Consider the following 22658-nt stretch of genomic DNA (forward strand, 5'->3'; position numbering starts at 1 on the left):
TTTTAAGTTTTTATTTTTTGTAATTAGCTTTATGGTTTTGTTTGATTTTTAGGAAGTGTAAAGTAAAAAGTAGTTCCTTCATCCACTTTACTTTCTAGCCAAATTTTTCCGTTATAAAATTGAATAACTTTTTTAACTATAGATAAACCCATTCCTAAATTTTTGTCATCACCATCTATACTTTGAAAAAGTTCAAATATTTTTTTAAAATATTTTTTATCAATTCCTTTTCCGTTGTCTTTAACATAAAACTCCCAAGAATCTGTATTTTCTTTTGCTCCAATTTCTATAATACCAATTTCTTTATCGATGCTTTTAATGGCATTTTCTAATAAATTTTGAAATACTTGATTGATTCTGAATTTATTACTTACAATTGTAGGTAGGTTTTGGTTAACTTTAATCTGAATAGATTTTGGTGTTGGTATTAATTTTACAATATCATTTACTAAATCTAAAGTATTAATGTTATACTCTTGCATTTTACTTTGGTCTAATTTAGAGTATTTTAAAATTCCACTAATTAAAGATTCCATTTTTTCTAAATTGTCTAAAATTAATTGAGTATACATTTTACCTTCTTCTGTTAAGGTATTTTCAGAGTCTTCTTCAATCCAATTAAACAGCGTATAAATGCTTCTTAAAGGTGTTTTTAAATCATGAGAAACAATGTGTGCATAGTTGTTTAATTCTTCATTTTTATATTCTAAATCTTTTAAAAGTTCTTCTCTAACCTTATTGGCTTCTATAATATCTTCAGATTGTTTTTCTATATATTCTACTAGATTAACAGATTCATTTATTTCGGCAATATCATCTATAGATTTTATATTTAAAACTGTGGCAATATAATTAAGACTTTTAATTATTCTTTTTAGGTTTTCGGTTTCTTGTTGGGCATCTTTTAGATTCGTAATTTCATTAATTATTGCTATTATATTAATAATATTATTGTTTTCGTCTTTTAATAAAGATGCATAAATATTTACCCAAATTGTAACACCATCTTTTCTTATATAACGTTTTTCTATATTAAAAGAATTTATTTCTTGGCTAACCAGTTTTTTAAATAATATTAGGTTAGACTGTAAATCTTCTGGATGTGTAAAATCTTTAAATTCCATTTTAATGATTTCATCTTTTGCATAACCAATAGTATTATTAAATTTTTTATTAGTAAAAACAGGTACACCGTTTAAATCTGTAAGAGCAATACCAACACCAGCATTATTAAAAATAGAGTAAAATTTTCTTTCGGTAAGTTTTAATTCATCAATTTTAGTGTTTAGAGTTTGCTGAATTTTATCTCTAAGTTTTTTTAACTCATTATTAGAATCATATAATTTTTTATTTTGATACTGTAATTTTTGATTGAAGTTTTGAATGGCTAAAATGCATATTAAGATTATTATACTTAACAAAGAAAAAATACCCCACTTGTAAATTAAATAAGTAAAATTACTGTTGTTTATTTTTTTTAAATTTATTCTATTAATAAGATACAGTGTTTTAGAATCTTTATAATTATTATAACCAGTGCTTTTACTGTTGATAACTAACTTTTTAAATACGTATAAATTATTTTTATCTGTATAATTACCAAAATCATTTTGCTGTATTTTATCCCACAAATCTTTGTTTGTTTTTGGTAAAGACAGACTATCTGTATTGTTAATTAAGTGATTAAAGTTTTTTGTTTCGTCTTCTGTAATTAAATGATTTCCATTTTCATTTGTTAACTCAAAAGTTGTAAACTCAGTATTTCCTTGTTCTTTTATTTTAGAAAACAAATCTTTCATTAAATAAGTAACAACAACAATACCTGTATATTCTTTATTTTGATTATAAGTTTTCTTAACAACTCTTACCACTGGTTTATATGGATATTCTATAACACCAAAATCCATATGTAAATCTATATTAGAAAAATAGATTTCTTCTTTTTTTAGTTTTTTACTTTCTATAAAATAGTATCTGTTACTTTTATCTTGTAATTTGTCTGATTGTGTAATGCTGGTAGATAAATTATTTACGTTAAAATCTACACGTAAAATTTCGAAGCCAGAAGTATTCATAAATCTAATTTGACGAAAGCTTTTTTGTAAGTCTATAAAAATTTGTAAAAACTCTTCTAAATCTTTTCTGCCTGGTTTTGTAGATTTATTAAAATCTTTATTATACTCCCAGTCAATTATATCTATATCTGATGTTAAAGATTTAAATTTTTCATTTATTAAAATAGATTTGGCATTAAGATCATTAGCGGCACTTGTTTTTATTACTTCTAATTGATTATCATTAACAACATTGTAATAATGGTTGATGCCTAAATAAGTAAAAGCTACTAATGGAATATAAAAAAGTAGGAGATACTTTATATTTATTAACTTTAATTTCATAAAAACTTACAAACTTAAAAACATTTATAACTAAATTATGGTAGTAATTAGTTTGATGTTTTTATTAATCTAATTTATTTTGCGATAAAATTAATAGAATTATATTAGATAATAAATTTTATATGAATGTTTATTGTTTTTGCTGTTTTAGTGTTAATTTGGCAAAGAAATAAAATAAATTACGTTTGTTACATTTTAAGTTTTATGCATTTTTTGGTAAACTAAAGTAAAAAGTAGTTCCTTTAGAAACCTCACTATCTAACCAAATCTTTCCGTTATAAAATTGGATTACTTTTTTAACAATAGATAAACCCATTCCTAAATTTTTATCAGGATTATCTAAACATTGGAAAAGTTCGAAGATTTTATGAAAATATTTTTTATCGATTCCTTTTCCGTTATCTTTAATGTAAAATTCCCAAGAATCTGTATTTTCATTTGCTCCAATTTCTATAATACCCACTTCTTTATCTATGCTTTTAATAGCATTTTCTAATAGGTTTTGAAATACTTGATTAATTCTATATTTATTACTAATAATTGTTGGTAAATTAGGGTCTATCTTAATTTCTATAGACTTTGGTATTGGCATTAATTTTACAATATCGTTTACTAAATTATAAGTATTAATATCATAATCTTGCATTTTATTTTGGTCTAAGTTAGAGTAGCTTAAAATCCCTTTAATTAAAGATTCCATTTTTTCTAGATTCTCTAATATTAATTGAGTATACATTTTACTTTCTTCGGTAAAATTATTATTTGCATCCTCTTCAATCCAATTAAATAAAGTGTAAATACTTCTTAAAGGTGTTTTTAAATCATGAGAAACAATGTGTGCATAGTTGTTTAACTCTTCGTTTTTATGCTCTAAGTTTTTTAAAAGTTCTTCTCTAGCTTTATTTGCATTTAAAATATCTTCAGATTGTTTTTCTATATATTCTACTAAATTTACAGACTCATTAATTTCTGTAGCATTTTCTATAGATTCTATATTTAAAACCTTAGCAATGTAGTTAAGACTTTTAATTACTTTTTTAAGTTTTTTGGTTTCTTTTTGCGCGTTTTTAAGATTTGTAATTTCATTACCAATAGCAATTACATTAATAATATTATCATGCTCATCTTTAAGTAAAGAAACAAATAAATTAATCCAGATTACGCTACCATCTTTTCTAATGTATCTTTTTTCTATATTAAAAGGTTCAATTTTTCCATCAATTAATTGTTTAAACCTAAACAGACTACCCTTAACATCATCTGGATGCGTAAAATCTTTAAAAGTTAATTTGGTAATTTCTTCTTCGGAATAACCAAAAGTGTTTATAAATTTTTTATTAGCAAAAACAGGTCTACCATTTAAATCTGCAAGTGCAATGTTAATACCAGCACTGTTAAAAATGGAATAAAATTTTCTTTCTGTTAAGCTTAATTCATCTAACTTTATATCTAAAGTTTCTTGTATTTTATTTTTAAGTATTTTTAATTGCTTGTTATTATTTAGCAGTTGTTTATTTTTATCTTGTAAGTTGTAATAGAAAAATTGAATATTTATTAAAACAAAAAGAATAAAAATACTTAATATAATAAAAGAGCTCCATAAATAAACAACGTATATAATTTGAGATTTTTTTACCTCTTTTAAATCTATTTGATTAATAAGAATTAATGATTTTTCTTGTTTATAATTAACATTATTTGTGCTTTTATTGTCTATAATTATTTTTTTATAAACATATATAATGTTCTTGTCTATATAGTTACCACTATTGTTTTGCTGAATTTTATCCCAAAGGTTTTTATGTGTTTGTTTTAATGATAGACTATCTGAATTTGATAAAATATGACTAAAATTTTTGATCTTATTTTTAGAGCTTAAATAGTAACCATCTTTATTTAATAGCTCAAAAGAAGAATATTTAAGTTTGCTATGTGTGGTTAGCTTATTAAATAGATCTTTCATAAAAAAGTTGATAATAATTATACCACACCATTTATTATTTTGATCATATACTTTTGATGAAACCCTAAGAACTGGGTTGTAAGGAATTTCAATTTTACCAAAATCTATATTTAAATCTATGTTAGAAAAATAGATTTCGTCTTTATTTAATTTAGTAGTATTTTTATAATAATATCTATTACCTTTATTCTGTAGTTTGTTGTTTTCTTGAACTTTAGCGCCATTAATACTATCAAAATCTACTCTTAAAATTTCTTGACCTAGAGTGTCTAAATATCTAACTTGGTCGTAATTAGTATGTAATTTAGATAAGTGAAGTAAAAAATTGGTTACTTTTTCTTTTTCTTGAATTCCATTATTAAAAAAACTCATTTGTATAATATCAATACCTGTAGATAAAGATTTATATGTATCATTAATTAAAATACTTTTTACATTAAGATCATTTTTAGCACCAGTTTTTATAATCTCTAATTGATTTTTGGTAACAATTTTATAATATTGATTAATTCCCAAATATAAAATTGTAATGATCGGAATGTAAATAAGTAAAAGGTACTTAATTTTTATAAATTTTAATTTTAGGTACATATTTCTTTAATTAACAAACATATTGTTTCAAGCCTATTTTAATACAAAAATAAATACACTGTTGTTGTATTAAAATAGGTGATTTGCTTGTTTTTTAACTAAAGAAAAGCCTGCCATAAATACTATTTGTATTTATAAGACTAAAAAGAAAATATTAATTTAGGTTGTAAATAGAAGTATTATTTACCAAACAAAATTAGATGTGATTAATTATTAAAATGTAACTCTATTTTATAGATTTTTTAAAACAGAAATTATTTCTGATGGTTCTGCTCTTTTTCTATAATCTGCATCTAAAAAAGCATATTTAATAATTCCGGTTGTATCAATAACATAAGTTGCAGCCAAAGGCAATTCATTATTTTTATTCCCATTTTTATCATTTAGGTTAAAACTATCTTGATAAATAGCGGCAACATCATCGGTTAATTTAAAAACAACATTATATTTTTTACCAATTACATTATCAATATCACTTAAAACAGTAAATTTTAAGTTGTTTTTTTCTACAGTATCTATAGAGTTATCAGGTAATTCTGGTGTTAATGCTAAAAGTGATGCACCAGCTTTTTTAAACTCAGGTAATTTTTCTTGTAAATAATATAAAGTAATATTACAATACGGACACCATCCGCCTCTGTACCAAGTTAAAACTACAGGTCCATTTTTTAATTGATCGTATAAAGAAACAGGTTTGTTTAAAGCATCATTAAGCGTAAAGTTAGGTGCTTTATCACCTACATTAAAAGCTTTATTTACAATGTTAGATTCTATAACACTTTTAATTCCTGCTGCATAAATTTGTTTTTTTTCTTCACTAAATTTTGTAGCACCTTCTTTTTGTTTTGTGCTTAATAGCTCTTTTAATGTTACTTTATTTGTTTCCATTTTGTAATTTATTTGATTTACCTGTATTTTAATTAAAAGCGTACTTGTTAATTATTATTGCTTTTTAATTAACTCTAACAAAACACTTTTAAAAGTAGCAATTGGTTGTGCTCCTGTAACAGCACTTTCTCTATTAAAAACAATTGTAGGAACAGAGTTTACACCCAAACTTTTCCAATAATTTTGTTTGTTCGCAACTTCTTTTTTAGCAGTTTCATCTTCTAGTTTTGTCAATCCTTCTTCAGGGTTTAAACCAACATCCAATAAAGCTTGTTTTAAAATATCTTTTTTAGAAACATCTTTTCTTTCACTAAAAAATGCTGTTGTTAAGCACATTTTTAATTCGGTTTGTTTGCCAAAGTCTTTAGCATATTCTAATAAAATATGAGCATCAAAAGTATTTACCATTCGCATTTCATCAAAATAATCAAACTTAAAACCTAATTCCTCACCAATTTCTGTCATTTGTTGTTGAGAAACCTTTTGTTGCTCTATAGTTGCTCCGTATTTTTCAGTAATATGTTCCGTAACATTTTGTCCTTCAACTGGCATATTCGGATTCAATTCAAATGGTTGCCATTCTATATCTATTTGATCTTGAATTTCTAATTCAGAAATTGCTTTTTCTAAGCGTTTGTAACCAATAGTACACCAAGGGCAAACAACATCAGATACGATATCTATTTTTAATTTTTTCATTTATTATACAATTTAGAGTATTTATTATGGTAAAAATAGAGTTTATAATTACCACTAAAACCTTCTTTTTTGAGCAGAAGGTTTTTTTTATTATTTAGTAAATATAATTATTAATTATTTTTTCCAAGCAAAAGGCTGAAAAGGTGCGTCTACTGGTGTATTTGCAATGTGATTAGTATAATTACTAATTACTTTTTGAGATAAACCTAAGATAATTTCTAATACTTGTTGTTCTCCGTAACCAGCTGCATAAAAAGTATCTAATTCTTCTTTAGTTACATGACCACGATTTCTAACAATAATTAAAGTAAAAGTTCTTAAAGCTTCTAATTTTTCGTTTTCTAACGGAGTTTCATTACGTAATGCTTCTGTAATAGCATCATCTACTTTCATCATTTTTGCAATACCTGTATGTGCTGGTACGCAGTAATGGCATTCGTGCTCTACATTTATTGTTTGCCAAACAACTGTTAGTTCTTCTGGGTTAAAAGAAGTTTCTGTAAACAATTGGTGTAATGTTTGGTAAGCTTCAAATGTTTTTGGAGCAGAAGATAAAACACCGTGTAAACCAGGAATCATTCCAAATCCTTTTTGAGATTTTTCTAATAATGGTTTAGATTCTTCTGGTGCAGACTCGATGTTGTGTACTTTTAAAGTTGTCATAATTATTTGTTTTTATTTTAATTTTTATTATTTCTAAACAATCGTTTAGTTTTGGGTTAAAAAAAAGTTTATAAACTTTTAAATATCATTTCTATATAATCTTCAATTTCTTCTTTACTATTTACTCTAGCTGCCGCTGCTAAACCGTGTTTAGCAAGTAGTAAAAAATTAGCTTGTTTTAAAATGGTTTCTTCGCTTTTAGAAGTATCCATACTTAATTTTTCTACAAATAAACTTTTAAGTTTATCCATAAAAGTAATCATTTGTTCTTTTATTATCGGATCATCACTGTCAGAAAACTCATTATAAGTGTTTGTTACAAGACATCCTTTTATATTGTCGTCATTAAAATTAGAACTTACAGAATCATAGAAAAAGTTTTTAATATCTAAAATACCATTGTTAGATTCTTCTAATTTTTTAAAAATATTATTTATTTGAGCTTTGTAATGTTTTATACTTTCTAAAAATAGACCTTGTTTGTTACCAAAACTAGCGTAAATAGAAAACTTGTTAATGCCCATTTCTTTTTCTAGCATTTGCATAGATGTAGTTTCGTACCCATTTTTCCAGAAAAGGTGCATTGCTTTTTCTACTACTTCTGTTTCGTTATATTTTTTTTTACGTGCCATTTTTTCTATTACTCTGCAAAACTAAACAATCGGTTAGTAATAAAAAAATATTTTCACTCTTTTTTGTTTTATTTAACATGTTAATACGTTTTTAGCTTAGTTTAATCTGTACTAACAGTAGTATTAATTTTAGTTTCTAAGTTTTTAAAATCATATAAATTATGATCTAAAAGGTGAGAAGGGTACACGTTTTGTAAGGCATTCATCATAATAGCATTTCTGTTAGGAAATTCTGTTTCCCAATCAGAAATCATTTGTTTTACTTTTTTTCGTTGTAAGTTTTCTTGAGATCCACATAAGTTACAAGGAATGATAGGAAACTGCATGTAATCTGCATAAACTTCAATATCACTCTCTTTACAAAAGGCTAAAGGTCTTAAAACAACTAAATCTCCAGCATCATTTTTAAATTTTGGTGGCATCGTTTCCATTTTACCAGCAAAGAAAAAGTTTAAGAAAAAAGTTTCTATAATATCATTTCTATGATGCCCTAGAGCTAATTTGTTACAACCTAAATCTTTGGCAGCTTCATATAAGGTTCCTCTACGTAATCTAGAACACAAACTACAAGTTGTTTTGCCTTCGGGTGTTTTATCCATTACAACTTTATAGGTGTTTTTTTCTATAATTTTATAATCAACTTTTAAATTGCTTAAATATTTGGGTAAAACTTCTTCTGGAAAACCAGGTTGTTTTTGGTCTAAATTAACAGCTACAATATCAAAATTAATTGGTGCTACTTTTTTAAAATGTAACAGCATGTTTAACATAGCATAACTATCTTTTCCGCCAGATAAGCAAACCATTATTTTGTCGCCTTCTACAATCATAGAAAATTGTTGTATTGCTTCTGCTACCGAACGTTGTAATTTTTTAGTAACCTGTTTTTGTGTTTCCATAGCTGCAAAAATAGTAGTTTGTATATAAAGTGTAAAAACTATTTTTATAAAAAAAATCCTTAATTATAAATAAAATTAAGGATTTTACTGCTAAGTAATTTCTGCTAAGAATAGTTAATTGTCTTAGTATTGATATTGTTTTGTAATAAGCATTTTTAGTATTTCTTCTTTAGACGGAATTTCTTTTTTTGTGGTAATTACATTATCTATTGCTAATGCAGGTATAGTCATAATATTGTATTCCATTATCATTATATAATCTTCTATCTTTTCTATGGTAACTTTTAGATTGTTTTCATAAACAACTTCTGTAACCAATTTTGCCAGTTTATTGTACTTTGCACAACCGTTTCCTAGTACTTTTATGTTTTTCATGATAGTGATTGTTTTAGTTAGTTACACAAAAGTATCGTCTTAAAAAGTTTCTTAATATGACATTAGTCATATCTATGCATTTTTTTAGATGATTTATACTCTTAATTGCTATTTAATAAGGAGTTGTAAAATATAACAAAAAATAAAAAAATGATAAATATTTGTTTTTTCTGAAAATTATAGCAGAATCATTTTGATTTGTCAAAATAAATTTAGAATATTTGTATTATAATAAAAAAGACATGACTTTTATTCAAGCACATCATCATCATTTTTACAATTGCTCTCAGGCGATTTAAAAATGTATTGAATAAAATCAAGATATTTATAAACCCGTTTGAGCAAATCAAACGGGTTTTTTCAATTTTAAAACCAATTTGCTCAGGCATCAAACAAAAAAATAAAAATGAGTAACTTAAGAATTGCAGTACAAAAATCAGGAAGATTAAATGAAGATTCAATGAGAATCTTAAAAGACATTGGTATTTCTATAGACAACGGTAAAGACCAATTAAAAGCTTCTGCTACAGATTTTCCTGTAGAAGTTTTTTATTTAAGAAACGGAGATATTCCTCAATATTTAAGAGACGGAGTTGTAGATGCAGCTATTATTGGAGAAAATGTTTTAATTGAAAAAGGAAATGATTTAGAATTTGTAGAACGTTTAGGTTTTTCTAAATGTAAAGTTTCTATAGCTGTACCAAAAGAATCAGAAGCAAGTTCTTTAAAAGATTTAGACGGTAAAAGAATTGCAACATCTTACCCAGAAACAGTAAAAAAGTTTTTAAAAGAACAAAATATAGATGCACAATTACACCAAATTAACGGTTCTGTAGAAATTGCACCAAATATTGGTTTAGCAGATGGTATTTGCGATATTGTTTCTAGCGGATCTACTTTGTTTAAAAACGGATTAAAAGAAATTGAAGTACTATTAAAATCAGAAGCAGTTTTAGCAGTTTCGCCAGCAATTTCAGAAGAAAGAAGAGCAATTTTACAAAAAATTCAATTTAGAATTCAGTCTGTTTTAAAAGGAAGACAATCTAAATATGTATTATTAAATGCACCTAATAATAAGTTAGAAAGTATCTTAAAATTGTTACCAGGTATGAGAAGTCCTACGGTTTTACCATTAGCAGAAAAAGGTTGGAGTTCTGTACACACAGTAATTTCTAAAAATCAGTTTTGGGAAATTATAGACGAATTAAAAGCAAACGGAGCAGAAGGTATTTTAGTTTGTCCAATAGAAAAAATGGTGCTTTAATATTTTTATTTGGGCGTTTTAACGGGCTTTTCGCACTCGCTTTTTTTCTGAAAAAGAAAAAAGAGCTCAAACAAATGCTACAATCCCTAACGCAAAAAGCTAATTTATAAGAGATAGTAATTATGAATACAATTATAAATCCATCAAAAAAAGATTGGACTCAAATTTTAGAAAGACCAACAAAAACAGTAGATGATATTGAAGGTATTGTAAACGAAGTTTTTACAGATATTCAAAAAAACGGAGATGCAGCTGTAGATAAATACACCACAAAGTTTGATGGAGTTTCTTTAGATAATAATATTGTTTCTGTACAAGAAATAAACGAAGCAATTAATTTAGTATCAGAAGAATTAAAAGAAGCTATAGAATTAGCAAAAGAAAATATTACCAATTTTCATAAAGCACAAAAAACAGAAAAAGTTTTTGTAGAAACTACAAACGGAGTTTCTTGTTGGCAAGAAAAAAGACCAATTACAAAAGTTGGTTTGTATATTCCTGGCGGAACAGCACCTTTGTTTTCTACTGTTTTAATGTTAGCAATTCCTGCGCAAATAGCAGGTTGTAAAGAAATTGTATTGTGTTCGCCACCAAATAAAGAAGGTAAAATTCATCCAGCAATTTTATTTGCTGCTAACCTTTGCGGTGTTACAAAAATTGTAAAAGTTGGCGGAATCCAAGCAATTGCTGGTTATACATTTGGTACAGAAAGTATTCCTAAAGTGTATAAAATATTTGGTCCAGGAAATCAGTTTGTAACAGTTGCCAAGCAATTATCTACCAAATATGGTGTGGCAATAGATATGCCTGCTGGCCCTAGTGAATTGTTGGTTGTTGCAGACAATTCTGCAAATGCAAGTTACGTAGCATCAGATTTATTAAGTCAAGCAGAACACGGTGCAGATAGCCAAGTTATTTTAGTATCAACATCAAAAGAATTAATTTCAGAAGTTTCTAAAGAAGTAGCAAAACAGTTATTAGCGTTACCAAGAAAAGAAATTGCAGAAAAAGCCATTGCAAACTCTAAATCTATTTTTGTAGAAAATGATGAAATTGCTTTAGAATTAATTAATGAATATGGCCCAGAACACTTTATTGTTTGTACAAATAATAACGATTTTTATATAGATAATATAGAAAATGCAGGTTCTGTTTTTATAGGCAATTACACGCCAGAAAGTGCCGGAGATTATGCATCTGGTACAAACCATACATTACCAACAAACGGGTTTTCTAAATCGTATTCTGGTGTAAATTTAGATAGTTTTACAAAAAGTATTACTTTTCAAAAAATATCAGAAAAAGGAATAAAAACTATTGGTAACGCTATAGAATTAATGGCAGAAGCAGAAGGTTTACAAGCACATAAAAATGCAGTTTCAATTCGTTTAAAAGATTTGCAATAATAAATGTAACTAAAACTCTTTTTTAAGAGTCTTTAAATTATGAAAACAGAATTTAACATCAACAACCTAATTAGAGAAAATATAAAAGCTCTAAAACCATATTCTTCTGCAAGAGACGAGTATAAAGACATTTCTATTAATAAAATGATTTTCTTAGATGCTAATGAAAATCCTTTTGAAAATGGCGTAAATAGATATCCAGATCCACAACAAAACGATGTTAAAGATTTACTTTCTAAAATTAAAGATGTTTCTAAAGAAAATATTTTATTAGGTAATGGTAGTGATGAAGTTTTAGATTTAATTTTTAGAGCTTTTTGCGAACCCAATAGAGACAACATTATAACATTGCCACCAACATATGGTATGTACAGTGTTTTAGCTAATGTTAATGCCATAGAAAATAGAGAGGTTTTATTAGGTGAAGATTTTCAACCGAGAATAAAACAAATTTTAGAAGCTGCAGATGCAAATAGTAAAATTCTATTTTTGTGTTCGCCAAACAACCCAACAGGTAATAGTTTTACGGTAGCAGCTGTAGAAAAATTATTAAAAAAGTTTAAAGGTTTAGTGGTTTTAGATGAAGCTTATATCGATTTTTCTGAAGAAAAAAGTTGGTTACAGAAATTAAATAAATTTCCGAATCTAATTATTACACAAACTCTTTCTAAAGCTTATGGTTTAGCTGGTATTCGTTTAGGTGTTTGTTATGCATCTAAAGAAATTATAAAAGTTTTAAACAACATAAAACCACCTTATAATGTTAACGAATTAACCCAACAAAGAGCTATAGAAAGATTAAAACAAATAGATGAAATTGATAATGAAGTTGCACAATTAATTAGCGAAAGAAATCGTCTTAAAAAAGAGTTAGAAGGTTGTAATGGTTATATAGAAAAAGTGTATCCTTCTGATGGTAATTTTTTATTAATAAAGGTAGATGATGCTAATAAGCGTTACAATCAATTGATAGAATATGGTGTGGTTATTAGAAACAGAACAACACAACCTTTATGTGAAAATTGCTTGAGAGTAAGTGTAGGTATTTGTGAAGAAAATCAACGATTATTAAGAGCTTTAAGAGCCATAAAATAAAATATTAGTCTTTAAAAGATTAAAATCAATCTAGAAAAAAAATGAGTAAAAAAGTATTATTTATAGATAGAGACGGAACTTTAGTTTTAGAACCACCTGTAGATTATCAACTAGATAGTTTAGAAAAGTTAGAATACTATCCAAAGGTTTTTCGTTATATGGCAAGAATTGCCGAAGAACTAGATTATGAGTTGGTAATGGTTACAAACCAAGATGGGTTAGGTACAGATTCTTTTCCTGAAGAGACTTTTTGGCCAGCTCAAAACAAAGTAATTTCTGCATTCGAAAAAGAAGGTGTTGTTTTTTCTGAAGTTTGTATAGATAAAACTTTTCCGCATGAAAATGCAGAAACAAGAAAGCCAAGAACAGGTTTGTTAACCAAATATTTTTCTGAAGAATATGATTTAGAAAATTCTTTTGTTTTAGGTGATAGAATTACAGACATGGAATTGGCTAAAAACTTAGGTGCAAAAGGAATCTTTTTATCTGAAGATCCAGAATTAGGTGCAGATGAAATTGAAACTTCTAAACAAGAAATATTAAATTGTATTGCCTTAACTTCTACAGATTGGAAAGAAATTTATGAGTTTTTAAAGCTAGAAGATAGAGTTGCAGAAATAACTAGAAACACCAATGAAACTAAGATTTATATCAAACTAAATTTAGATGGTTCTGGTAAAAATGAAATAGATACAGGTGTTAAGTTTTTCGATCATATGTTAGATCAAATTGGTCGTCATGGAGCAATGGATTTAACGGTAAAAGTTGATGGAGATTTAGAGGTTGATGAACACCACACAATAGAAGATACAATGATTGCTTTAGGAGAGTTATTTGCCAAAGCATTAGGTAATAAATTAGGTATAGAACGTTACGGGTTTTGTTTGCCAATGGATGATTGTTTGGCGCAAGTAGCAGTAGATTTTGGCGGTAGACCTTGGTTGGTTTGGGAAGCAGATTTTAAAAGAGAAATGATTGGAGATATGCCAACAGAAATGTTTTTACATTTATTTAAATCGTTTACAGACGGTGCAAAATGTAATTTAAACATTAAAGCAGAAGGCGATAACGAACATCATAAAATTGAAGGAATTTTTAAAGCCTTTGCAAAAGCAATGAAAATGGCTGTAAAAAGAGATGCAAACAAAATGTTTTTACCATCAACAAAAGGAGTTTTGTAAAACTGCCTATAGCTGTTAGCCTTTTGCTAATAGCTAATAGTTAAAAGCTAAAAAATGAAATTAGTAATTATAGATTACGGAGCAGGAAATATTAAAAGTATTCAGTTTGCTTTTAAAAGATTGGGTGTAAATGCTGTTTTATCAAATAATATTGATGAAATAAAAACTGCGGATAAAGTGATTTTTCCAGGAGTAGGAGAAGCAAGTTCTGCAATGAAAATGTTGCAAGAAAGTGGTTTAGATAAAGTAATACCTACTTTAAAACAACCTGTTTTAGGTATTTGTTTAGGCATGCAATTAATGTGTAATTCGTCTGAAGAAGGTAACACAAAAGGATTGGGAATTTTTGATGTTGATATTAAGAAGTTTTCGAATGCTGTAAAAGTTCCGCAAATGGGTTGGAATGTTATTTATAATTTAAAATCCGATTTGTTTAAAGGAATAGAAGAAAAAGAATTTATGTATTTGGTACATAGTTTTTACGCAGAAAATTGTGCAGAAGCTATTGCAACTACAGATTATGAAATAGAATATGCATCAGCATTAAAAAAAGATAATTTTTACGGAGTTCAGTTTCATCCAGAAAAAAGTGGAGTAGAAGGCGCAAAAATTCTTAAGAATTTTTTAGAACTAAACACTAACAATTAAACACTAACAACTATTTTGAGAATAATACCAGCCATAGATATTATAGACGGAAAATGCGTTCGTTTAACAAAAGGAGATTATGATACTAAGAAAATTTATAACGAAAACCCGATAGAAGTTGCAAAAGAATTTGAAGCTGCAGGGATTGAATATTTACACGTTGTAGATTTAGATGGCGCAAAAGCTAGTCAGATTATAAACTATAAAGTATTAGAGCAAATAGCTTCTAAAACCAATTTAAAAATTGATTTTGGTGGTGGTTTAAAATCTGATAAAGATTTAGAAATAGCCTTTAATTCTGGAGCAAATCAAATTACAGGAGGAAGTATTGCTGTAAAAAATCCAGAAATTTTTAAAAGTTGGATTGCCAAATATGGATCAGAAAAAATAATTTTAGGAGCCGATTTTTATCCTGATAATTCAGGAGGAAAAATAGCAACAAACGGTTGGCAAGAAGAAAGTTCTTTAGAATTAATTCCGTTTATTTCTGATTATCAGCAAAAAGGAATTCAGTATGTAATTTGTACAGATATTTCTAAAGACGGTATGTTACAAGGACCAAGTTTTGATATTTATCAACAAATTTTATCAGAAGTAAAACCTTTAAAACTAATTGCTTCAGGAGGAATATCATCTTTTGATGAATTGCCAAAATTAGCAGAAAATGGTTGCGAAGGTGTAATTATTGGAAAAGCGATTTATGAAAATAAAATCAGCTTAAAACAATTAGAGAATTATATAGTTAACGGTTAATAGTTTTTAGTTGATGGTTTATCACTCAAACCAAAAACGAGAAACTAAAAACCAAAAACCAAAGAATAAATGTTAACAAAAAGAATAGTACCTTGTTTAGATATTAAAAATGGAAGAACTGTAAAAGGTGTTAATTTCGTTAATTTAATTGATGCAGGAGATCCTGTAGTTTTAGCAAAACAATATGCAGATTTAGGCGCAGATGAATTGGTTTTTTTAGACATTGCTGCAACGCTAGAAAATAGAGGAACGACTTTAGATATGGTTTTAAAAGTTGCCGAGCAAGTAAACATTCCGTTTACAGTAGGTGGCGGAATTTCTTCTGTAGAACACGTAGATAAATTGTTAAAATGTGGTGCAGATAAAGTTTCTATCAACTCATCTGCAGTAAAAAGACCAGATTTAGTAAACGAATTGGCAGAAAAATTTGGTAGTCAATGCGTGGTTGTTGCAATTGATGCAAAACAAATTGAAGGAGAATGGTTTGTGCATTTGGCAGGCGGAACAATACCAACAGAAATTAAGTTATTTGATTGGGCAAAAGAAGTGGAAGAAAGAGGAGCAGGAGAAATTTTGTTTACTTCTATGAATCATGACGGAACAAAAGGAGGTTTTGCAAACGAGGCTTTGGCACATTTATCAGAAATATTAAATATTCCTATTATAGCTTCTGGTGGCGCAGGAACAATTCAACATTTTGCAGACACTTTTACAAAAGGAAAATCTGATGCAGCCTTGGCAGCAAGTGTTTTTCATTTTGGAGAAATACCGATTAAGGAATTAAAAGAAGAATTAAAGAAACAAAATATTCCTGTTAGATTATAAAAATAGTTTTTTGTTTTTAGTTGATGGTTATTAGTAAAGCCAACAACCAAAAAAACAACAACCAAAACCAACAATTATGAACATAGATTTCAATAAAAATAACGACGGATTAGTACCTGCAATCATACAAGATGCAACAACAAAAAATGTATTGATGTTAGGGTATATGAATGAAGAAGCTTTTGCAAAAACACAAGAAACTAAATTAGTTACTTTTTTTTCTAGAACTAAAAATAGATTGTGGACAAAAGGAGAAGAAAGCGGAAACGTTTTAAATTTAGTTGATATTAAACTAGATTGTGATAATGATACTTTATTGATTTTTGTAAATCCAAAAGGGCCAACTTGTCATACAGGAACTGATACGTGTTGGAATGGAGAAAACAATCAAAATTATGGTTTCTTTTCAACTTTAGAAGATGTTATTGCAGAAAGAGTTGCCAATAAAGACACTAAAAAATCTTACGTAGCAAGTTTATTTGCTAAAGGAATTAATAAAGTTGCCCAAAAAGTAGGAGAGGAAGCAGTAGAAACTGTAATTGAAGCAATGGACAATAATGATGAGTTATTTTTATATGAATCTGCAGATTTGTTATTCCATTATTTAATGCTATTACAAGCTAAAGGGTTTACTTTAAAAGATATAGAAGAAGAATTAAAAGGAAGACATAAGTAAAATATATTTTAATAATTATGAAGAAAAACAAAATTATCTTTTTTTCTTTTTTGGTGATTTCACTCTTTTTTGTTTTTAATTGTACAACTAGTAGTTCTTCTACAGAAGAAGAAATAATAGATGATGAAGAAATTGATGACAATGATGATGATGTTGCTGATGAAGGTAATTTTGTTTGGAAAAACTGGTATTTGTCTGTGCCAATTGATAGAGCAGATGGATCTGAAAAAGCTACTTCTATATATTATGAAGATATTATAGCGTATAATTTAACATCAACAGAAAAAAAATATTTTTATAAAAATGATGATGAGAGTTATACTTTCTATACAAAATTTACAGGTTTTACAACTTCTGGTGGTGCCGATTTAGATGACGGTAAATATTGTAGAACAGAATTAAGAGAATATTGGAAAGGAGTACAAGATACTGAAGACAATTGGTATATGGATGAAGGAACTCATGAAATGGAATCTACTTTACAAGTAAATTTTTGTGAAGGAAGTGGACAAACTTATGTAGCTCAAATTCATGGTAAAAGCAGTGCTACTTTATCAGGATCTCCTGCGACTGTTAAAGTTCAATGGAAAAATGGTGATATTGTAATAGAATATTATGTAAAACCAGATAATGGTGTTTGGACTAGCAGTTATGATGAAAAAATAACAATTGGTACAGTAGATAATGAAAAATTTACCATAAAATTACGTGTTGTAAATGGAGTGTTGCAATATGCTTTGGTTTGCGAATCTAAAAGTATTGCTCAAGAATACACCGCTTTGTATGATTATAAAAGTAATGGCTATAATTTTGATAATTATTTTAAAACAGGTAATTACTTTAAGTGGAATAAAGATTATACAGCAGCTTCAGAAGTAATTTTATATAGTGTTAAGACAAATCATTATTAATTATTTTTACTCTTTTTTTTAGAAATATTAAGTTTTACTGATAATTTACTAGAAGAACTAAAGAGTTTTTTATACAATTTAGTCTAGTGAAGTTTAGTAGAAATTAAAAAACAGTATTCAACATAAAATTACATCTCCTAGTTTAAATACTGTTTTTTATTAAAATTATGATGAAAATTACTTGTTCTCTAATTCTATTTTAGAGTTACTTTCTTTTAATAAATGTAAATTATCCTTCATTTTAAAAACATTACTACTAAAACGAGAAGTTCTTTTACGACCTTCTTTTTGCCTAGTAATACTTCTTACAAAACGTCTAACTTCATCTTCGTTGGTTAAAATAATACCAGGTACAGGTGTACTTTTACCATTATCATCTTTAGCAACCATTGTAAAATAAGAAGAATTACAATGCTTTGTTTCTCCTGTTCTAATGTTTTCAGAATCAACACGTAAACCTACAACCATAGAGGTTCTTCCTGTAAAATTAATAGATGCTTTCATTGTTACTAATTCACCAACTTCTATAGGATTTAAAAAATCAACTTTATTAACAGAAGCGGTTACACAATAATTACCAGAATGTTTAGAGGCACAAGCAAATGCAATTTGATCCATTAAATTTAAAATATATCCTCCATGAATTTTACCACTAAAATTAGAATTAGAAGGTAGCATTAACTCTGATATACTTATTTGAGATTCTTTTATGTGTTTAAAATTTGATTTCATTTGTTTACATCTATTTTTAAGAAAAAAGCGAAATGCTTTAAAAACTTATTTACTAATTTATAATATTTTTGGCAATTTAAAATTTAAAGACTTACAAATCAATATTTAAATTATATTAAACAAAGTAGATTGTAATTGTTATAATCTGTTTGTTTAATGTTCTTTTTAAAGTAAATTTGCTTTAGTTAAAAAAAGAAAAATGAATTATATTCTATTTGATAGTGAAGTTAGAAATAACTTATTGCCTTTTACATTTACAAGACCTGTAGCAGATATTAGAATTGGTATTTTAACCATAAGAGAAAAATGGGAAAAACACCTAGGTTTAACTACAACTACAATTACCGAAGAGTATTTAGAAGACAAATACCCAATGGTAGAAATGGAAGAGAATATATTAATAAATGCATCTTATTGCCCCAATGAAAATTTAGTAGAATTAATAAAAAACTTATCTGAAAACGAAGCAATTTTTAAAGGAGAAGATGTTTTAGCTTTTTTTACGAAAGATACACAAGAAGAAATAAATTTTGATACTTACAAACAAATAGAGTTTACAGAAGATTTGTTGCAAGTAAAAAATACTTGGGATATTTTTTCGTTAAACTTTAAAGCCATTCAACAAGATTTCGATTTAATTACAAAAGGAAGAGAATCACAACCAATACCAGAAGGAACTAGATGTATTAATAAAGAAAATATTTTTATAGAAGAAGGAGCAAATATAACTTTTGCTATACTAAATGCTTCTGCCGGACCTATATATATAGGTAAAGATGCTGTTATTTTAGAAAACAGTTCTATAAAAGGACCTTTTGCTATGTGTAGTGGCGCTTTGTTAAAAATGGGAGCAAAAATTTATGGAGGTACAACTATTGGTCCTTATTGTAAAGTAGGAGGTGAGGTTAACAACTCTCTTTTAATGGGATACTCTAATAAAGGACACGATGGCTTTTTAGGAAATTCTGTTTTAGGTGAGTGGTGTAATTTAGGTGCAGATACTAATAACTCTAATCTAAAAAACAATTATGCAGAAGTAAAACTGTGGGATTATAACACAGGTAGATTTGCAAAAACAGGATTGCAATTTTGTGGCTTAATGATGGGAGATCATTCTAAATGTGGTATAAATACTATGTTTAACACAGGTACTGTTATTGGTGTTTGTACAAATATTTATGGTACTGGTTTTCCAAGAAATTTTGTACCTTCTTTTAGTTGGGGTGGTTCTTCTGGTTTTACAGAATATAAAACCAATAAATTTTTTGAAGTAGCAACTGTTGTTATGGAACGTAGAAATATGGAGTTTGATGATAAAGAAAAACAAATTTTAGAGCATGTTTTTGAAGAAACCAAACAATATAGAAACTATTAATAAATCATCTTAAATTTTTAATTTATTTAATGTCTTCATTTTCTAAATATCTTTTTAACTGCTCATTAACAGCTTCAGTAGTATTATTTATTATTTTTGAAACATTAAGAAAGTGAAGTATATGAAGTTACAAAAGTTTTTATTTTTTCTATTAATATTGGTAAGTTTTGTTGGTTTTTCTCAAACATATAAAACATACCAACCAGAAAGAGATAAGATTCATGATTTAGTTCATACAAAATTAAAAGTAGATTTTAATTTTGATAAAAAACAATTAAATGGTGAAGCTTGGATTACTGCCAAACCTCATTTTTATGCAACTAATACATTTACATTAGATGCTAAAGCTATGATTATTCATACTGTTTCTCTTAATGATAAAGAGTTAAATTATAAATATGATGATTTTAAAATTAGCATAACATTACCTAAAGAATATACTAGAAAAGAGGAGTTTACGGTTTATATTAAATATACAGCACAACCAGAAAAAGTAAAACAAAAAGGAAGTGCAGCAATAACAGATGCTAAAGGTTTGTATTTTATAAATGCAGACGGTGCAGATAAAAATAAGCCAACACAAATTTGGACACAAGGAGAAACCGAAGCAAGTAGCTGTTGGTTTCCTACAATAGATAGTCCTAATCAAAAAACTACACAAGAAATTTACATTACAGTACCAGATAAATATGTAACACTATCTAACGGAAAATTAGAAAGTCAAACAAAAAACGGATCAAACAGAACAGATTATTGGAAAATGGATCAAAAACATGCTCCATATCTATTTTTTATGGGAGTTGGAGAGTATGAGGTTATTAAAGATAATTATAAAAATATTCCTGTAAATTATTATGTAGAAAAAGAATATGCACCATATGCAAAAGACATTTTTGGATTAACCCCAGAAATGATAGGATTTTTCTCTAACATATTAGGTGTAGAATATCCTTGGAATAAATATAGCCAAATTGTTGGTAGAGATTATGTTTCTGGTGCAATGGAAAATACAACAGCAGTTATACATGGAGAACAAGCTTACCAAAAACCGGGTCAATTAATAGATGAAAATATACAAGAAAACACAATTGCACACGAGCTTTTTCATCATTGGTTTGGAGATTTAGTAACATCAGAAAGTTGGTCTAACTTAACATTAAATGAGTCTTTTGCAAATTATAGTGAGTATTTATGGAGAGAATATAAGTACGGAAAACTAAATGCAGACATGCATTTGGCAGAAGATAGAGAGGCATATTTAAACGGACAAAGTAGTGATAAAAACTTGGTACGTTTTAATTATGATGATAAAGAAGACATGTTCGATCTGGTTAGTTACAATAAAGGTGGCGCAATTTTACATATGCTACGTAATTATTTAGGAGACGAAGCTTTTTTCTTAGGTTTAAAAACATATTTAACAGAAAATAAATACAAGGCAGCAGAAGTACATCAATTAAGATTAGTTTTTGAAAGAATTACAGGTAAAGATTTAAATTGGTTTTTTAATCAATGGTATTATAATGCAGGTCATCCTAATATAGAAGTTTCTTATGATTACAATACAATTCAGAAAAAAGTTACAGTAAATTTATTACAACTAAACATAAATGAATTTAAATTTCCTTTGGCTATTGATATTTTTGAAAATGGACAAAAAACAAGACATAATGTTTTTGTAGATGCCAAAGATGCTTCTTTTACTTTTGATTATAACAAACAACCGACTTTAATACAAATAAATGCAGATGGTGTTTTATTATGTGAAATTAGCGAGAATAAGATTTTAAGTGATTATATTTTTCAATTAAAAAATGCTGAAAACTTTGAGCATAGAAAAGAAGCATTATTAGAGGTTGTAAAAAGACAAGAAGAAAAAGATGCTTTTAATGCTGTTGTAAATGCTATGAATGATGCTTCTTACAAGATTAGAATTTTAGCTTTACAGAATATAGATTTAATTAATAAGTTTTCTAAAAAAGATGCAATTCAAAAAATAATTGAAATAGCCAACAATGATAAAAAGACTTTAGTACAAGCTTCAGCGATTGAAACGTTAGGGAAATTAACAGACCCAGAACTAAAATCAATTTTCTTAAAAGCTTTAAATAGTGAGTCTTATGCTGTTTTAGGTAAAGCTTTAGTTTCAATGTATTATATTGATAAAGAAACAGCAATTAGCAAATCTAAAGAGTTGCCAGATGAAGTTAAAAAAATATTAGCGACACCTTTAACTCGTATTTATATTGAAGAAAATGATGAAAACGAACTTCCCTTTATAGCTAAAAGTGTATTGTCTGGTATGTTTTTATCAGGAGACGATGCAACAAAAGTACTTTATGAAAAAGCTTTTAAACAGGTTTCTGAAAGCAATAACTCTGAAGCAATACAGAATTTAGTTGATGATATGGTTGTAAAAGGAAAACAATACAAATCTTTTAATTTTGACAAAGTTGTTATTAATTTAATGCGTAAAATGATACAAGATCAAAAGGTTAAAAATTTACCGAATAAAATTAGAAATATAGCAATTATAGAAGAAGCTATTTCTAAGTTATTATAATTGATTTGTTTTGAGCTTTTATGAATTTCTTTTCAATTCCATCATAATTACTCTCGGAAATATTAAATTTTATGTGTTATTATAACAAATTTATTCAGTAATCAATTTATAAATTAATTT

20 protein-coding genes are annotated in these 22658 nt (G+C 27.1%); 11 read left to right on the forward strand and 9 right to left on the reverse strand.

Annotation, left to right across the window (positions count from 1 at the left end; genetic code table 11):
- Positions 1-29: 29 nt before the first annotated feature.
- The 8 genes from KI686_RS10175 to KI686_RS10210 form a co-directional block, all read right to left on the reverse strand.
- A complete protein-coding gene (locus KI686_RS10175; RefSeq protein ID WP_237589181.1) occupies positions 30-2399 on the reverse strand; it encodes a PAS domain-containing sensor histidine kinase in 2370 nt (789 codons plus the stop codon).
- A 202-nt stretch (positions 2400-2601) separates the two neighbouring features.
- Positions 2602-4878 carry a sensor histidine kinase gene (locus KI686_RS10180; RefSeq protein ID WP_237589182.1) on the reverse strand — a complete coding sequence of 759 codons (2277 nt, stop codon included), beginning with the start codon at positions 4876-4878 and terminating at the stop codon, positions 2602-2604.
- A 306-nt stretch (positions 4879-5184) separates the two neighbouring features.
- Positions 5185-5841 (reverse strand): peroxiredoxin-like family protein, encoded by a 657-nt coding sequence (locus tag KI686_RS10185; protein WP_237589183.1) that lies wholly within the window; start codon positions 5839-5841, stop codon positions 5185-5187.
- Positions 5842-5895: 54 nt separating this feature from the next.
- On the reverse strand, positions 5896-6540 hold the full coding sequence (locus KI686_RS10190) for a DsbA family oxidoreductase (protein ID WP_237589184.1): 645 nt from the start codon (positions 6538-6540) through the stop codon (positions 5896-5898).
- Between the two features lie 114 nt (positions 6541-6654).
- A complete protein-coding gene (locus KI686_RS10195) occupies positions 6655-7203 on the reverse strand; it encodes a carboxymuconolactone decarboxylase family protein (protein WP_237589185.1) in 549 nt (182 codons plus the stop codon).
- A gap of 68 nt (positions 7204-7271) precedes the next feature.
- Positions 7272-7835: a TetR/AcrR family transcriptional regulator gene (locus tag KI686_RS10200; RefSeq protein ID WP_237589186.1), complete on the reverse strand. Its 564-nt coding sequence runs from the start codon at positions 7833-7835 to the stop codon at positions 7272-7274.
- Positions 7836-7936: 101 nt separating this feature from the next.
- Positions 7937-8734: a tRNA 2-thiocytidine(32) synthetase TtcA gene (ttcA, locus tag KI686_RS10205; protein WP_237589187.1), complete on the reverse strand. Its 798-nt coding sequence runs from the start codon at positions 8732-8734 to the stop codon at positions 7937-7939.
- Between the two features lie 123 nt (positions 8735-8857).
- Positions 8858-9109: a thioredoxin family protein gene (locus tag KI686_RS10210; RefSeq protein ID WP_237589188.1), complete on the reverse strand. Its 252-nt coding sequence runs from the start codon at positions 9107-9109 to the stop codon at positions 8858-8860.
- A 406-nt stretch (positions 9110-9515) separates the two neighbouring features.
- Between KI686_RS10210 and hisG the strand changes: the two genes are divergently transcribed.
- The 9 genes from hisG (at position 9516) to KI686_RS10255 (ending at position 17868) form a co-directional block, all read left to right on the forward strand.
- Complete coding sequence (hisG, locus tag KI686_RS10215; protein WP_237589189.1) at positions 9516-10373, forward strand: ATP phosphoribosyltransferase; 858 nt, start codon at positions 9516-9518, stop codon at positions 10371-10373.
- Between the two features lie 122 nt (positions 10374-10495).
- Positions 10496-11779, forward strand: a complete 1284-nt coding sequence (hisD, locus tag KI686_RS10220) for a histidinol dehydrogenase (protein WP_237589190.1) — start codon at positions 10496-10498, stop codon at positions 11777-11779.
- A 39-nt stretch (positions 11780-11818) separates the two neighbouring features.
- Positions 11819-12874, forward strand: coding sequence for a histidinol-phosphate transaminase (gene hisC, locus KI686_RS10225; RefSeq protein ID WP_237589191.1), 1056 nt, complete (start codon positions 11819-11821; stop codon positions 12872-12874).
- Positions 12875-12915: 41 nt separating this feature from the next.
- On the forward strand, positions 12916-14055 hold the full coding sequence (gene hisB / locus KI686_RS10230; protein WP_237589192.1) for a bifunctional histidinol-phosphatase/imidazoleglycerol-phosphate dehydratase HisB: 1140 nt from the start codon (positions 12916-12918) through the stop codon (positions 14053-14055).
- Between the two features lie 54 nt (positions 14056-14109).
- Positions 14110-14703, forward strand: a complete 594-nt coding sequence (gene hisH, locus KI686_RS10235; RefSeq protein WP_237589193.1) for an imidazole glycerol phosphate synthase subunit HisH — start codon at positions 14110-14112, stop codon at positions 14701-14703.
- Between the two features lie 15 nt (positions 14704-14718).
- Entirely contained in the window at positions 14719-15456 is a 738-nt protein-coding gene (gene hisA / locus KI686_RS10240; protein WP_237589194.1) for a 1-(5-phosphoribosyl)-5-[(5-phosphoribosylamino)methylideneamino]imidazole-4-carboxamide isomerase, read from the forward strand.
- Positions 15457-15525: 69 nt separating this feature from the next.
- A complete protein-coding gene (gene hisF / locus KI686_RS10245) occupies positions 15526-16281 on the forward strand; it encodes an imidazole glycerol phosphate synthase subunit HisF (RefSeq protein WP_237589195.1) in 756 nt (251 codons plus the stop codon).
- Between the two features lie 76 nt (positions 16282-16357).
- Entirely contained in the window at positions 16358-16957 is a 600-nt protein-coding gene (gene hisIE / locus KI686_RS10250) for a bifunctional phosphoribosyl-AMP cyclohydrolase/phosphoribosyl-ATP diphosphatase HisIE (protein ID WP_237589196.1), read from the forward strand.
- Positions 16958-16974: 17 nt separating this feature from the next.
- Positions 16975-17868, forward strand: coding sequence for a polysaccharide lyase family 7 protein (locus KI686_RS10255; RefSeq protein WP_237589197.1), 894 nt, complete (start codon positions 16975-16977; stop codon positions 17866-17868).
- 177 nt (positions 17869-18045) lie between these two features.
- Here KI686_RS10255 and KI686_RS10260 read toward each other — a convergent pair whose 3' ends face one another.
- Positions 18046-18600 carry an acyl-CoA thioesterase gene (locus tag KI686_RS10260; RefSeq protein WP_237589198.1) on the reverse strand — a complete coding sequence of 185 codons (555 nt, stop codon included), beginning with the start codon at positions 18598-18600 and terminating at the stop codon, positions 18046-18048.
- A 199-nt stretch (positions 18601-18799) separates the two neighbouring features.
- On the opposite strand from KI686_RS10260, the gene KI686_RS10265 reads away from it, so the two are divergent.
- Complete coding sequence (locus KI686_RS10265; RefSeq protein ID WP_237589199.1) at positions 18800-19975, forward strand: GlmU family protein; 1176 nt, start codon at positions 18800-18802, stop codon at positions 19973-19975.
- Between the two features lie 121 nt (positions 19976-20096).
- Positions 20097-22538 carry a M1 family metallopeptidase gene (locus KI686_RS10270; protein WP_237589200.1) on the forward strand — a complete coding sequence of 814 codons (2442 nt, stop codon included), beginning with the start codon at positions 20097-20099 and terminating at the stop codon, positions 22536-22538.
- Positions 22539-22658 lie beyond the last annotated feature (120 nt).

Source organism: Polaribacter sargassicola, from assembly GCF_021991835.1.
Classification (GTDB): Bacteria; Bacteroidota; Bacteroidia; order Flavobacteriales; family Flavobacteriaceae; genus Polaribacter; species Polaribacter sargassicola.

Coding starts and splice junctions, on each gene's coding strand:
- KI686_RS10190 (WP_237589184.1), bottom strand. CDS start 6,540: ATGAAAAAATTAAAAATAGATATCGTATCTGATGTTGTTTGCCCTTGG.
- KI686_RS10255 (WP_237589197.1), top strand. CDS start 16,975: ATGAAGAAAAACAAAATTATCTTTTTTTCTTTTTTGGTGATTTCACTC.
- KI686_RS10185 (WP_237589183.1), bottom strand. CDS start 5,841: ATGGAAACAAATAAAGTAACATTAAAAGAGCTATTAAGCACAAAACAA.
- hisF (WP_237589195.1), top strand. CDS start 15,526: ATGTTAACAAAAAGAATAGTACCTTGTTTAGATATTAAAAATGGAAGA.
- hisH (WP_237589193.1), top strand. CDS start 14,110: ATGAAATTAGTAATTATAGATTACGGAGCAGGAAATATTAAAAGTATT.
- hisG (WP_237589189.1), top strand. CDS start 9,516: ATGAGTAACTTAAGAATTGCAGTACAAAAATCAGGAAGATTAAATGAA.
- KI686_RS10210 (WP_237589188.1), bottom strand. CDS start 9,109: ATGAAAAACATAAAAGTACTAGGAAACGGTTGTGCAAAGTACAATAAA.
- KI686_RS10175 (WP_237589181.1), bottom strand. CDS start 2,399: ATGAAATTAAAGTTAATAAATATAAAGTATCTCCTACTTTTTTATATT.
- hisIE (WP_237589196.1), top strand. CDS start 16,358: ATGAACATAGATTTCAATAAAAATAACGACGGATTAGTACCTGCAATC.
- hisB (WP_237589192.1), top strand. CDS start 12,916: ATGAGTAAAAAAGTATTATTTATAGATAGAGACGGAACTTTAGTTTTA.
- KI686_RS10195 (WP_237589185.1), bottom strand. CDS start 7,203: ATGACAACTTTAAAAGTACACAACATCGAGTCTGCACCAGAAGAATCT.
- KI686_RS10265 (WP_237589199.1), top strand. CDS start 18,800: ATGAATTATATTCTATTTGATAGTGAAGTTAGAAATAACTTATTGCCT.
- hisC (WP_237589191.1), top strand. CDS start 11,819: ATGAAAACAGAATTTAACATCAACAACCTAATTAGAGAAAATATAAAA.
- KI686_RS10200 (WP_237589186.1), bottom strand. CDS start 7,835: ATGGCACGTAAAAAAAAATATAACGAAACAGAAGTAGTAGAAAAAGCA.
- KI686_RS10270 (WP_237589200.1), top strand. CDS start 20,097: ATGAAGTTACAAAAGTTTTTATTTTTTCTATTAATATTGGTAAGTTTT.
- hisD (WP_237589190.1), top strand. CDS start 10,496: ATGAATACAATTATAAATCCATCAAAAAAAGATTGGACTCAAATTTTA.
- KI686_RS10260 (WP_237589198.1), bottom strand. CDS start 18,600: ATGAAATCAAATTTTAAACACATAAAAGAATCTCAAATAAGTATATCA.
- ttcA (WP_237589187.1), bottom strand. CDS start 8,734: ATGGAAACACAAAAACAGGTTACTAAAAAATTACAACGTTCGGTAGCA.